Source organism: candidate division KSB1 bacterium (assembly GCA_022566355.1).
In the GTDB taxonomy this organism is placed as follows: domain Bacteria; phylum Zhuqueibacterota; class JdFR-76; order JdFR-76; family DREG01; genus JADFJB01.
Window position 1 is genome coordinate 1 of sequence record JADFJB010000004.1, and the last position, 13,241, is coordinate 13,241.

Sequence of the window (13,241 nt, forward strand, 5' to 3'; positions counted from 1 at the left end):
CTTTGTCATATCAAGTAGAATAACAAACCGGAATATTGAAAACGGATAAAAAATTTCAAATCATTTCTCAATAAAAAAAGGACAGAATTGCGAGATTATCCAATGCGGATAATTTCTATAATGTTTCCGGCAGAACGGGTAGAGCGCTAAATCTGTTTTTTAAGTTTTTTGATCTCTGTTTTTACGCTTAAGATTTGCCTTCTGTGTTGCTTAGGGGCGAGGTCCAAAAAGACCTCAAAAGCACGAATTGCTTGTTTGGATTGACGTAAACTTTTATGGCTAAAACCCTTTCGATAATAAGCCCAGAGATCCCGGTTATCAATCTTTATGACTCTATCAAAATGTTGAATTGCCTTGCTGTACTTGCCTGAGTAGAAATAACTCTCGCCTAATTTGAAATGCAGATCCTTATCCCCCGGATCTAATGTTAATGCCGATTGCAAATCTTGTTCAGCTTTAACGTAATTTCTGCGGCCATAGTGGATCATGGCCCGTTGATAGAAAGCTTCCATAGATTTAGGGTTTGTTTTTATAATGTAGCTAAAATCTTTAAGAGCTGTAGAATATTTTTTTAGATTTTTATAAGCACGGCCACGATTCAAATATGCGTTCAGGTAATCCGGGTTGATTTCAATGGCTCGATTGAAATCTTCCACAGCTTTATGATAGGCTTTCTTCTGTATTCTTTCGATACCACGATTGTGAAAGGCTTCGAAGACAATAGTGCTCTTTGCCCATTCCGGATTAAGCTGATTAACTATATCAAAATCTTGGATTGCTTCATCATAGTTTCTGTTTAAGGTGTTGATAAATCCCCTTTCAAAAAAACTGAGAGTGTAGGAAGAATCACGACTTATGGCTTCAGTAAAATCCAGGATAGCCAGATCTACTCGATCTGTTTTTGCGTAGAACTTTCCCCGGAAAACATTAGGCAAGGCTGAATGAACCTCCAGAGAAATTGCCTTTGTGAAAGCTTCTTCGGCCTCTTCATTTTTATCCCAGTTGGAAAAGATGTCTCCTTGAATAATGAAAGCAGGAAAATAGGCTTTGTTCTTTTTTGCGACCTTACTGATTGTCTTAGAAGCCTTTTTAGATTCACTTTTATTGACCTGCTCAATGGCTTTAAAAATATCCCTCGCTGTATTTTTTTTTAATTTATCCGCTTTGACGTCATCGAGTATAATTGTATACAACGATGTTATATGGTTGGATTGCCAATATCCGGAGGCCTCATTAAATTTCTCTATGGCTCGATCCAATTTTTTTTTCTTCCCTAAAGTTACACCCTCGCTTAAAATGGTTTTGGTGAGCAGCCAGATATCATCGCTGTTGTGCTCTGTCCGAAAACCGTGACAGTGGAAGTTAGAAAAAAAGCAGCTAGTAAAAGGTTGAGAATCGCTTTTATTTTCATTGCTATCCCTTGCAATTATTACTCATGACTAGAGAATCATTCAACTGACAAATCATAGAGAGATCCAAAAAAGTAAACCTCAAAAAAACGAACCTGAATGTAAAAATAATTAGAGTCCTGAGCAAGGAAAGATGGTAGTAATTTTTCTAAATTTTAAGGATCGATGAAAAAATGAAAAAAACTTGCTCTATTAAAAACGCCTATGGATACTAAATAACCAGTTAAATATTATGAACTTAAATCAGGATAGCGAATAAGAGTTTTTCTCTCATCTGCGTTTTGCCTTGATAAGGACATCGATATTTCCAGGCCTGTCGTTGACATAATAAAGGCGAATCTTACCATCATCTGTTTCACTTATTATGGCAGGAATGGAATTGGTCGTTACGTACCAACCTTCGGGAAGGATTACACTGTTTCTCGGCCGGCCAAAACTTCGATCCCAAATAAGCTCGTCTCCCAATAACAAGTAGCGATTTGGATCAGTGTAAGTTTCTGAAATCCGCAACCTGACGGACTGTCCTTTTTTTACCGGATCAAACCAGATGATAACAACCTCGGTCTCGAGATCGACTTCGCGTCCTATTTCAATGCCCTGTTCTTTGATCTGTTTTCCGGTATATTTTTCAACTTTAAGTTCTTGTCCGGTATCTAGAATGAATGCAGACGGCTCGGATGCTTTGCTGCCTTTGCGTACTATATTTAGATATTTGTCAACCCCTTGCCGGGATTCGGTATAATCATGATATAGAAAGAAAGAATGTGATTCGGGTTGTTTTAGAAAATAGACAATCTCACGATCCTGGAAGGCTCGTTCGCTGAAGGTGTAATCGAGTCTGGCAGATGAGGCAACTGACCTGGTTTGACTTATATTTGTAGCTGATTCTTGCCTGGTTTCGTGCTGAACTTCACTGACTTTATTTATTCGTCGAGGCAGGAGACGGGCACTTACGGTAAAAGGAACAGATGCCGGTCCCCGGTTCATAAAACTAATTCGAATCCGGCCATCTGATTCGGTGCGAACCTGGGAGGGATAGTTACAAGTAATCAATTCATAACCAGAAGGCAATACAACCGAATTACGCTTTATGCCCAAAGATCTGGAAAATACAATACTATTATTATTATCAATGTAATAACTTTTTTTATCCTTATAAGTCTTGTCTATCCGTAGTCGAACCTCTCCGCCTTCAGGAACCGGGCGAGGAAGTTTAATCCTGATATAATGCCTTTCCGGATTGGCTGTTTCGTGGCCGCTACTTTTAGCTGTTGCACCATCCACAACGTCCCATTTTAAATTTACTCCGGACATCAAATCAGAAACACCATGCACGATGGCTTCGCTGCCCTGGCGAATAGAATTGAAGTAATAATTTGCACCAGCTGTGGTTGCGCTTACATCATAATAAATTCGGAAGCTGTTGGATTCAGGATCCAGCAATTCATAGCGGGTATAGGAATCTTTCTGTGTTTGACGAAACGTCTGAGAAATAACGGTATTATTTGAACACAGAATCAAAATAATTACTACGATTACTATATTGAGATAGGATGGTTTTTGCATTCTACTGTTTACTCCTTTTGAGTTTTTGAATCATCAAAATCTATAAAACATTGCTTTTTTATTATTGCTTCACACCAATTATTGCCTTAATTTTTGGCAGAAGAATAATTTTTAATTGGAATGATTTTCTATAATACCAATTTGCTTTTATGAACGCAAGATAAAAAAATAACTTCAGACTCGTTTAGTACGTACCAATAAATATTTTCTCACCAGGTAAAAGGAGTTGATTGTGAGTAAAAAAATTGTGAATAACAAAATTTACTTTTTATTGTTTTTAACCACTATCCTTTTAGCAACTAATTTAATTGCCCAGGACACAAAAATCAGTTCGGATGGCGTCAATTGGCCGAGTTTCCGTGGTATGAATGCCAGTGGTATTGCCGAAAATTACTCGACTCCCACAACCTGGAATGTAGAGAAATCCGAAAATATTAAATGGAAAGTTCCGGTTGAAGGTCTCGGCCATTCCAGTCCTATTATTTGGGGAGATCAAATCTATGTCACAACAACAATTAGCGGGAAAGACAATCCACAATTAAAAGTTGGATTATATGGAAATATTGCCTCGGTTGAAGACGAAACGATTCACAAATGGAAAATTTATGCGATTAATAAAAATAGCGGGGAAATTGTCTGGCAGAATTTAGGATATGAAGGAGTGCCGAGAGTTAAGCGGCATACTAAAGCCACCCATTCAAATTCAACACCGGCAACAGATGGGCGCTATATTGTCACATTCTTTGGTTCCGAAGGTTTATTCTGTTACACGATGGATGGGAAACAGCTTTGGCACAAAGACCTTGGTTTGCTGGATTCCGGTTATTACAAATCTCCAAAAGCTCAATGGGGCTTTGCCAGTTCTCCTGTAATTTATAAAGATAGGGTGATTGTACAATGTGATGTTCAAAAAAATTCGTTTATTGCAGCATTTGATATAAAAACCGGCGACGAGCTTTGGCGCACCGGACGCGATGAGGTTCCTACCTGGGGAACTCCAACTATTCATATTTCACCACAACGATCACAGGTTATCGTGAACGGCTATAAGCATATCGGTGGTTATGATTTAAATAGTGGCAAAGAACTGTGGAAACTCGTCGGCGGTGGAGATATTCCGATACCGACACCCGTCATTGCCCATGACCTGATTTTTATCACCAATGCGCATGGGAGGGCAGCGCCAATGTATGCCATTCGGTTGAATGCAAGCGGCGATATCTCTTTAAATGACGATGCCAGCTCAAACGATTATATTGCCTGGAGTGTACAACGAAATGGCGCTTATATGCAAACGCCCCTGGTTTATGGAAATTATATTTACAGCAGCCGGAATAACGGAGTATTAAAATGCTACAACGCAAAAACAGGGGAGATGATTTATCAAGAACGTATTGGCAGTGGAAAAACCGGTTTTAGCGCTTCCCCGGTAGCAGCGAATGGTAAGCTCTATTTTACCAGTGAGTATGGCGATATTTACGTGCTCCAGGCAGGTCCTGAGTTCAAAGTGCTTGCGATAAATCCGATGGACGAGATATGCATGGCAACGCCGGCAATTTCGGCAGGCGTCCTATATTTCAGAACCCAGAATCATTTGGTTGCAGTGGGGGAGTGAGATTGTTTAACTGAAAATATTCAACGCAGGATCGCAGAGATTAAATAAAAACAAATAATTAAACGAAGATGTTAGTTTTAAATTGTTGATTTTCAATTCTCAATGCAGAAGGTTATTCAGACTGAATTACAAAATGCGAACCTGCATCCACATTCGCAAACTCACTTAACAATTGCTGATATTTTCTTTTTTTCTCGAACCCTTTCAATCTCTTCTTGCAAAGATTCTATCCGGTCTCTCATCACTTCAAAATGATCCCTTTGTGTTTCTTTTTCATCCCTGGCTTCTTCAAAATAGTCTCGATCAGTTTTGAATTTATCCCTGGCTTCTTCATAATAGTCTCGTAAAGATTCTTTTTCATCTCTGGCTTCTACAAACCGATCTCGAATAGTTTCGAATTTATCCCTGGCTTCTTCAAAATGGTCTCGTAAAGATTCTTCATGTTCATGAATTCTTTCCTGATGTTCACTCATACCTTCTTGGTGATCCCTGGCTCGTTCCATGTGTTCCAGGCTGGATTCTCGGTGATCCCTTGCTTGTTCCATTTGATCCCTTGGAGATTCTTCCTGGTCACGAAATTTATCCTTTGCTTCAATAGTGTTGAATTTATCCATCCAAAATGCATACTCTTCCGATCCATTTGAATAAGTATTGGTTTTACCATCCTGGATTACTTTTAAAAAATCTTTTTCGATTCTGAGTTCAAAAGAATCAGTCTTAAGAATTTGTTGAGCATAAATACCATTACTTGCGACAAACAAAAAACAAAGACACAACAATAAAGATAGGTATTTTCGGTTTTTCATGGCTGGATTTTCCTTTGATGATATTATTAGGGATTGATTTTTTCATTTTGAGTGATTAGACGAGCATTCCGGTTGGAAGGTTTACATTTAAAAAATAAAAAAATTTGAAGTGTCATGTTCATTTTGCTGTATTTTATCCCACAAATCGTCGAAAAACTTTGATTCAAATTCAAAGGCGGTATAATAATCCATAGTGCAATTCAACCGAAAAAATCACAGGTCTTAAATATTTTCAAAAATAATTTGCTCAGGAAAAATAATTGCTTACATTCATTTAGACATCCACGAAAATCAATATTTAATAGAGCAAACTCAATCAATTTTATAAAGAAGGAGATATACTATGAAAAAGCTTTTATTCATATTCATTATCTTTTCAATCTTCACTGGATACTCTTTTGCAGATGTAAAGAAGAAGACTAAATCCAAAGTTGAATTTAATAAGTTTGGTACCTATACAATTGAAGTGAAGGCTAAAATCTCCAAAACCATAAAACGAACAGATACTAAAAGTAATTTTAAGGGAAAGGGTATAGCCGGAAAGCTGGTTGGTAAATTCATCAAAAAAGGCAATTCGGGAGAAATTCTAAACTTGTCTGAATTATTGCGATACAGCTTGAATCACAAAAAAAAGGAATACACCGTTAGCCCTATCGAAAAAATAGAGTGGCCGGTAGTAGCGGGAGGAGAGAAGGGGAATATGGATAAAAATAAACCAGAGAGTATGGAATACAAGAGTAACGACCAGGTAAAGATCATCCGCAGCGAATTTCGGGTGGATGATACCGGTGAGAAAAAGGAAATAAACAAATTTCCGTGTCAGAAATTTATTCTCCTTGTGCTGACAGAATGGGAAGATACTCGAACCGGCCAAAGAGGAATAGACAGCTTATCTACGATTTTATGGATGACAGAATTCACCGATGAGCTAAATCAAGCAAAAGAAGAAGAAATGGAATTCACCAAAGCTCATTTGAAAGCTATGGGAATGGATGCCGACCAGATGTATGATGATATTCTGGGCACCAACTGGCTTTCTCTCTTAGGCAAATTTAAGAAAGAGGAGAAAGAATCCAAACCGCCAAATCCAAAACTAGTCAAAGAAATGGAAAAATTAAAAGGATATCCTGTTATAATCGATGGAAAATACTTTAATATTCGCCCAAAACTCGAGGGCGAAAACCAAAATATGGATAATCAGGAAACAGATGACACCGATGTAAAGAAATCCCTGGGCCGATTTGCCAGGGGTCTTTTAAAGAAAAAGAACAAAGGACCGAAAGGACCACAGCCATCGTTTTCTTATCGGACGGAATTAATTGAATATTCTTTAACTAATTTTAGGGACGATGATTTGCAAGTGGATAAGAAGTACAAAGAGAAAAAATAGTTATACAAATCATAAATAAAATTAGCAATTACTTAAGCGAGCGTAACTCAGTTGGTAGAGTACTAGCTTCCCAAGCTAGATGTCGCGGGTTCGATCCCCGTCGCTCGCTCTAACAAATCATCGAAAGTTTTTCCTTTCAATTCCTCTCTCTTTTGATTAAATTAGTTTGATTGTCGCTTCAAAATTGTCTTAATAATAAACTGTTCATAAATTAATGATCAAAAAATAAAACAATAATAATCATGAAATCATACAAAATATTCTTTATTGCCATTGGATTTGTCCTTATTGCTGCTACTTTCTTAACCGCTCAAGATGTTGAAGAAATCATTTCGCAGATGGGGACCATTAATTGGTCAGATCAAATTATTCGTGCAAAAGGCAAAGCTTTTCCCGATACGTCTCACGGCCTTTCCGTAAGGCGAGCACAGACCATCGAAAAGGCGAAAAAAGATGCCTACCAAAATTTACTCAGGATTATCCGGGTTGTCAGGATCCATGGCGAGTTGAAAGCCAGTGATCTTCTAGCAGAAAGTGACAAGCTTAAGAAGAGATTGGAACTTATTGTCAGACATTATACGGTTGAGGATATTCAAAGTCTGGAAACAGGAGAAATCGAGGTTAGTATTAGTTTTCCGATGTACGGCGCTTTATCAGACTTGCTTCTGGTTAATAAATCTGAAAAGGGTGAGATTATTGTTCCGGATAAACCACTTTGTCCGGTTTGTGGGCAATACTGGCCGGAGGGTAAACCTGTTCCGGATGGCATTCAATTAATAGCGCCATGGAGCGGTTTGGAAAATAATGAAAGGTATTCATACACCGGTTTAATTATCGATGTTCGTGGTTATGGATTTAATCCTGCTTTGGCTCCACGGATTTTCAATCAAGCTGGGCAGGAGATTTACAACATAGGATTCGCAAACCGCAGGTATGCTGTTGAAATTGGATTGGTTGGTTATACTTTAAATGAATCTGATTTAAAAGAAGATAACAGGGTTAAAGATAATCCATTGTTCGTTACAGCTACCGGAGTGGAGGGGAATTATGGTTCCGATATTATACTTTCAAATGAAGATGCAAGAATCATTCATGGGTCAGCCCTAAATAAAAATTTCTTTGAAAGATGCAGAGTTTTATTGTTGATTGATTAACCTGGATAATTCATGAATTGCAGTTTTAAGCATAAATTCATCTTAGTTGTCATCCTGAAAGTATCTTGTTTGATATGATCGAAAAAGCTCAAAAGTAAGTATAGAATAAAGGGTTAAATAGATCCATCCTGGATGACAGTGATAAGGTTTATGAATAGATCAGGTTAAATAAATAGGGCGTATTCATTAAGAAGAAAATTATGTTTAAAAAAAATAACTATTTTGCTAATCCTAATAAGGCCTGATAAAGGGCCTTTTGTATATGTGTAAAAAGATTAATTTGTTATGAATGAACTTTATCTATAAATTAAGCGTTTTGAGAACAGTTTTGGATGATAGTGTTAAATGTCTAAATCGAACAAAAAAATAGCAAGAGTAGTCATTGTCGGCCGCCCCAATGTTGGGAAATCTACGCTATTTAACCGATTGATAAAAAAGCGATTGGCAATAGTAGATGACCAACCGGGTATTACAAGAGATCGAAATGAAAGCTTAGTCGAATGGAATGGCGCCTCTTTTATGGTCGAAGATACCGGTGGCTACCTCCCCGGGGACGGTGATGTGTATATTGAAGGGATTCGGGAACACGTCCAACAAGCGGTTGTGGATGCGGACGTGCTGGTGTTTGTCACAGATGCCATTTCCGGCATTACACCGGTAGACCAAGAGATTGCCCGCTTATTGATCAAAGCCGATCGAAAAACGATTCTGGTCGTTAATAAAGCCGACAATGAAAAATTGGAATATTCTATTTACGATTTTTATAGCCTGGGATTTGGAGACCCATTGCCGGTATCGGCGGAAAGCGGGCGTCGAACCGGAGATTTATTAGATATGATGGTTGAATTACTTCCTGACAAAACTGTTAGTGCAAAAGAAAAAGAAACAATTCACCTAGCAATTGTTGGCAAGCCAAATGTCGGTAAATCTACCTTCGTGAATGCTTTGTTGAATAAAGAGAAACTCCTGGTTTCCGATATACCAGGAACCACCAGGGATTCGATTGACTCTTATTATACATATTTTGGTTCAGAGGTTGTGTTAATAGATACAGCCGGTCTTCGAAAAAAAGCTCAGGTCAGCGACAATATAGAATATTACAGCGTTGTCCGGGCATTGAGGAGCATTGACCGCAGCGACGTTACAATTGTCTTGATAGATGCCATGGATGGGATTACGCACCAGGATAAATTGATCATTAATGAAGCAATAACCAGGAAGAAAGGGTTGGTTCTGGCGGTTAATAAGTGGGACTTAAAAGAAAAGGGCAATAATGATGGAAGTGCATATGAAAAAAATCTGCGTAATCAACTCGGCAATTTGGATTATTTACCTATTTTGTTGATATCCTGCAAACACAACCTTAGGTTACACGATGTAATTCGAGTGGCGTTTTCAGTTTGTCAAGAACGGAATAAAAGGATCAGCACTTCAAAAATTAATGAAATACTGAGTGAAATATTAAGGGAAAAACCACCATTAACAAAAGATACGAAACCAATCAAAGTTCATTATATTACCCAGGTGGCTACATCGCCGCCAGTCTTTACTCTTTTTACCAACCGGCCAAAGGCGATTGCGGCGAATTACAAACGGTTTCTCGAAAAAAAAATTCGTGAGAACTTTGGCTTTTTTGGTGTTCCCATTTCACTTGCCGTTCGACAAAAATGAATATTCAAACTTAGGCAATTTATATGATTATAATTCAACGGTTCCTGCTTTCTACTTTAGTTATTCTACTTTCCTTTCAGTTTATATTTGCACAGCAAAAAAATATTGAAATTGTAAATAATCAGGGAGATGTAAATGTTGTCGAAAATGCGGTTTTAAACGGTTATCGCCTTTTTTCTCCTGAAAAACTACCGATAGAATTCCAAATCCAATCGGATGTACCCATTAAATGTGGTACAACCATTCTTAGAGAGATTCAGACAAATTTTAGCAAAATGAATGAATCCGATCAGCGATTCTTTTCCCCTCATTTAGCCCGGCCGAATCTACCCTTTTTTTATATAAGCCCGGAAGGGATATTTAAGCTACATTTTGCATTAACCGGATTTGATGCAGTCTCCGATAGTGACATCACCGCTACAGGCGTCCCGGATTACATTGAAGAATCTGCTCGTAGTTTTGAGTTCAGCTATCACATCCTGATAGATACGCTTGGTTATAATCCACCGCCATCAGATTTTGAGGTAGATGGCCCTGAAATTGACGTGTACTTTCGGGATATAGGTTTTTATGGACTTACATTTTTTGAAACTGAAATCACCTCGACACCCAATACAGATTATACTTCCTATATGATATTAGACAATAATTATGAAGAATCCATCTTCTATTCAAAAGGGCTGAGCGGAATGCAAGTCACTGCTGCGCATGAACTATTCCATGTGGTTCAGTTAGGCTATCATTTTCGAGACATGGATACAGGTTTCCTTGAAATGTCTGCCACCTGGATGGAGGATAGGATTTTTGATGATGTTAACGACTATTATCAATACTTATCCTCTTTTCAACTTAGTACTAATTTTCCGGTTGGATATTCGAACGGCAGCCACGAGTATGGCAGTTCAATATTTCTAAAATATATTCAAGAAGCTCATTCGGAAGATATTATTCGCCGAACTTGGGAGCTCATACCCAATTCCCATAGTATGAAATCAATGAATTCAGCCTTACAAGAAAATGGAAGTAACCTTGCCTCCGCATTTGCGGAATTTGCAATCTGGAATTATTTTACAGATGATCGAGCCGCGGATCTAAAATTTTTTAAAGAGGCCGAGAACTATCCTAAAATTTTAGTCAACCCGGTAATCACTTTCCAGGAAGATACCACAATTGTCGATTCCAGTGTTTATTTAACTTTGAAATACTATCGCATTCAACCTGAGACTTCAGGATTTTATATTGCCTTGCAACAACACGACCAACCGGAGATATGGCAAACCGGCGTTATCACGGAAAGTGGTTCTGGATACGAACACAATATATTTTCCGGAAGCCAGGTGGGACAAATAGGATTAATCCAGGGATTGTCTGAATTTATTTTAGTCGCAGCCAATGGTTCGATTCCGGAGGATCTAAGCGAGCGATTATCCAGGTTAGATAAATCGACATTTTATTACCTGATTGAAAAACAGATATTGGGTGAAAGTAAGAGGATATTCCCAAATCCATTTAATTCTGATAAACATTCCAATCTTTCAGTGAGAATTAATCTTCCCAGTACTTCTTTGCTCGATGCATACATTCTTACCGAAGGTGGCTTGAAAATCGATAAAATTCAACTTGGCAGGTATGAAAAAGGGGATACATTGATCCAGTTCCCATGGGATGGTTATGATAATCAAAGCAGAAGGCTAGCCAATGGTGTCTACATTTGCGTAATTAGTGGGGAAAACTTTTCTATTCCTGTAAAATTTGTTTTAGTCAGGTAGCCATCCAAATTTTACTATAAATATCCTTTCTTGAATCGGCAAAGCTTGCCGGACATTTGCGGTAACAATTTCCTCAAAATCGTTTTTTTATCAGACCAATAATAATAGGGTGCGTCAAGTTAATTATCATATTTACAATAGGTTACGGTAGTAAAATATTCTTGAACATTTTCTGGCATAAAGCTTGCCTGAATGAGCTGCAATAATTATAAACGATTCATAAAATGGCGGAATTAAATATAAGATGATTCTGGAAAGATTATTTCAAAAGGCAGGTATTCAACTTTTAAATAAGAGCCTTAAAGCTGCTTCTTTAAGGCATGAAGCTATTTCCGGTAATATAGCAAACATTGGCACTCCCGGTTATCAGCGCAAAGAAGTAGGGTTTGAAGATAAGCTCCAGGAAAGTATGCAAGCGGTGCATATAAGAGGCAAAAGGACTGATTCACGGCATATTGAACTTGGGAGATCAAGATTTACAGAAGCTACTCTGCAAATAATAACTGATGAATCTAATGATTCGGACAATGGAATTAACAATGTGGATATAGATATGGAAATGGCGGATTTAGCCAAGAATCAAATTCATTTCATAGCTTCGGCAACATTAATGGCAAGAAAATTTAGAGGATTAAAATCGGCTATTCAAGGCAGATCCCGTTAATAGATCAAGGAGAAAAATATGGGCATTCGTAAGATATTATCCGCTTTCGACATTAGTGCTTTAGGAATGCGTGCACAAAGAAAACGAATGGACGCAATATCCAGCAATCTGGCGAATATCGAAACAACCAGGACCGAAAAAGGCGAGCCATACCGAAGAAAGATTGTTAAAATGGAAACCGCTAAAAACACAGGGACTTTTCAGCAAGTGTTGTTTCGTACACATCAAAAATTGGCAGTAACGAATCCCAAACATATTCGAACTTCACATATCAATTTGTCAGGTGCAAACACTGGTAATATAGTCGACGCTCAAGTTGTAGAAGTACAGGAAAATGCATTCAGAACCGTATATGATCCGGATCACCCGGATGCAGATGTCGAGGGTTATATTCAATTTCCCAATATCAACCTGGTAACTGAAATGGTGGATATGATTGTTGCATCAAGAACCTATGAAGCCAATGCCACGGCCCTTGAAGCCAACAAGGCGATGGCAAAGAAAGCGTTGGAGATTTAAATCAAATGAATAAACAATTAACATTTTATTTGGGAGTTAGAAAATGAAAATTCATTCAGCGTATTTACAAAATCAAATACCTGATAACTCACCGGTTCGACCCATCAAAGAACAAACTGTCGAACCATTTAAGGAAGTTTTAAAAAACCAACCTATAAAGCAAAAAGAAAATGTTAATGAAGGAGAGGTCAAACTTGAACTCAGTGAGGTAAGCAATCGGATTCTTTCAGCATCGGAAAAAGATGCAATCTCTCAATTGTTCCTGGAGGAGAAACAAGAAATAACCTATGACCGACTTGGAAAACGTGGTAACCCAGAATTACCCATCGGTCAGAGAATAGACGTAAAAGGATAATTAAAATGGTTGATAAATTAAATGGTATACAATCGATCTTACTACCCAAACAAACGCCTAAAGTTCCTGAAAAGATAGCAAGCGGGAGTGAAGACTTTTTTTCAACATTGAAGGGATTCATGTCAGATGTAAACAATTTGCAGCAAGAAGCCGGTGAATCCATCAACCGATTGGTTAGCGGTGATGTGAGTAATATTCAGGATGTTATGGTGGCAGTAGAGAAGGCATCTATCAGTTTTGAATTGATGATGGAGATAAGAAATAAGGTTATTGAAGCGTACCAGGAAGTAATGAGAACGCAGGTTTAAACTAAAGGAATAGTA

The 13,241-nt window shown here is 38.0% G+C and carries 12 protein-coding genes and 1 tRNA gene; 10 read left to right on the plus strand and 3 right to left on the minus strand.

From position 1 onward, the window contains the following. Window positions 1-146 precede the first annotated feature (146 nt). Window positions 147-1,259 carry a tetratricopeptide repeat protein gene (locus IIC38_01430; protein MCH8124613.1) on the minus strand — a complete coding sequence of 371 codons (1,113 nt, stop codon included), beginning with the start codon at window positions 1,257-1,259 and terminating at the stop codon, window positions 147-149. A gap of 420 nt (window positions 1,260-1,679) precedes the next feature. Further along, a complete protein-coding gene (locus IIC38_01435) occupies window positions 1,680-2,975 on the minus strand; it encodes a hypothetical protein (GenBank protein MCH8124614.1) in 1,296 nt (431 codons plus the stop codon). Between the two features lie 232 nt (window positions 2,976-3,207). On the opposite strand from IIC38_01435, the gene IIC38_01440 reads away from it, so the two are divergent. After that, complete coding sequence (locus tag IIC38_01440) at window positions 3,208-4,590, plus strand: PQQ-binding-like beta-propeller repeat protein (GenBank protein ID MCH8124615.1); 1,383 nt, start codon at window positions 3,208-3,210, stop codon at window positions 4,588-4,590. A gap of 161 nt (window positions 4,591-4,751) precedes the next feature. On the opposite strand, the gene IIC38_01445 is transcribed toward IIC38_01440, so the two are convergent. After that, window positions 4,752-5,396 carry a hypothetical protein gene (locus IIC38_01445; protein ID MCH8124616.1) on the minus strand — a complete coding sequence of 215 codons (645 nt, stop codon included), beginning with the start codon at window positions 5,394-5,396 and terminating at the stop codon, window positions 4,752-4,754. Between the two features lie 343 nt (window positions 5,397-5,739). Here IIC38_01445 and IIC38_01450 point away from each other — a divergent pair, with 343 nt between their 5' ends. The 9 genes from IIC38_01450 (at window position 5,740) to fliE (ending at window position 13,226) form a co-directional block, all read left to right on the plus strand. Continuing rightward, the gene (locus IIC38_01450; protein MCH8124617.1) at window positions 5,740-6,786 is read left to right on the plus strand and encodes a hypothetical protein; all 1,047 of its coding nucleotides are present in this window, start codon (window positions 5,740-5,742) and stop codon (window positions 6,784-6,786) included. A gap of 36 nt (window positions 6,787-6,822) precedes the next feature. Further along, a tRNA-Gly gene (locus IIC38_01455) sits at window positions 6,823-6,895 on the plus strand. Window positions 6,896-7,028: 133 nt separating this feature from the next. Beyond that, window positions 7,029-7,940 (plus strand): hypothetical protein, encoded by a 912-nt coding sequence (locus IIC38_01460; GenBank protein ID MCH8124618.1) that lies wholly within the window; start codon window positions 7,029-7,031, stop codon window positions 7,938-7,940. A gap of 345 nt (window positions 7,941-8,285) precedes the next feature. Beyond that, window positions 8,286-9,611, plus strand: coding sequence for a ribosome biogenesis GTPase Der (der, locus tag IIC38_01465; protein MCH8124619.1), 1,326 nt, complete (start codon window positions 8,286-8,288; stop codon window positions 9,609-9,611). Window positions 9,612-9,634: 23 nt separating this feature from the next. Beyond that, window positions 9,635-11,380 (plus strand): hypothetical protein, encoded by a 1,746-nt coding sequence (locus IIC38_01470; protein ID MCH8124620.1) that lies wholly within the window; start codon window positions 9,635-9,637, stop codon window positions 11,378-11,380. A 244-nt stretch (window positions 11,381-11,624) separates the two neighbouring features. Next, the gene (gene flgB, locus IIC38_01475) at window positions 11,625-12,044 is read left to right on the plus strand and encodes a flagellar basal body rod protein FlgB (GenBank protein ID MCH8124621.1); all 420 of its coding nucleotides are present in this window, start codon (window positions 11,625-11,627) and stop codon (window positions 12,042-12,044) included. A gap of 18 nt (window positions 12,045-12,062) precedes the next feature. Next, window positions 12,063-12,563: a flagellar basal body rod protein FlgC gene (gene flgC, locus IIC38_01480; protein ID MCH8124622.1), complete on the plus strand. Its 501-nt coding sequence runs from the start codon at window positions 12,063-12,065 to the stop codon at window positions 12,561-12,563. Window positions 12,564-12,606: 43 nt separating this feature from the next. Further along, a complete protein-coding gene (locus tag IIC38_01485; GenBank protein MCH8124623.1) occupies window positions 12,607-12,918 on the plus strand; it encodes a hypothetical protein in 312 nt (103 codons plus the stop codon). Between the two features lie 5 nt (window positions 12,919-12,923). Then, window positions 12,924-13,226: a flagellar hook-basal body complex protein FliE gene (gene fliE / locus IIC38_01490; GenBank protein MCH8124624.1), complete on the plus strand. Its 303-nt coding sequence runs from the start codon at window positions 12,924-12,926 to the stop codon at window positions 13,224-13,226. The last annotated feature ends 15 nt before the right edge of the window (window positions 13,227-13,241 follow it).

Coding starts and splice junctions, on each gene's coding strand:
- IIC38_01435 (MCH8124614.1), bottom strand. CDS start 2,975: ATGCAAAAACCATCCTATCTCAATATAGTAATCGTAGTAATTATTTTG.
- IIC38_01445 (MCH8124616.1), bottom strand. CDS start 5,396: ATGAAAAACCGAAAATACCTATCTTTATTGTTGTGTCTTTGTTTTTTG.
- IIC38_01450 (MCH8124617.1), top strand. CDS start 5,740: ATGAAAAAGCTTTTATTCATATTCATTATCTTTTCAATCTTCACTGGA.
- IIC38_01460 (MCH8124618.1), top strand. CDS start 7,029: ATGAAATCATACAAAATATTCTTTATTGCCATTGGATTTGTCCTTATT.
- der (MCH8124619.1), top strand. CDS start 8,286: ATGTCTAAATCGAACAAAAAAATAGCAAGAGTAGTCATTGTCGGCCGC.
- IIC38_01470 (MCH8124620.1), top strand. CDS start 9,635: ATGATTATAATTCAACGGTTCCTGCTTTCTACTTTAGTTATTCTACTT.
- flgB (MCH8124621.1), top strand. CDS start 11,625: ATGATTCTGGAAAGATTATTTCAAAAGGCAGGTATTCAACTTTTAAAT.
- flgC (MCH8124622.1), top strand. CDS start 12,063: ATGGGCATTCGTAAGATATTATCCGCTTTCGACATTAGTGCTTTAGGA.
- IIC38_01485 (MCH8124623.1), top strand. CDS start 12,607: ATGAAAATTCATTCAGCGTATTTACAAAATCAAATACCTGATAACTCA.
- fliE (MCH8124624.1), top strand. CDS start 12,924: ATGGTTGATAAATTAAATGGTATACAATCGATCTTACTACCCAAACAA.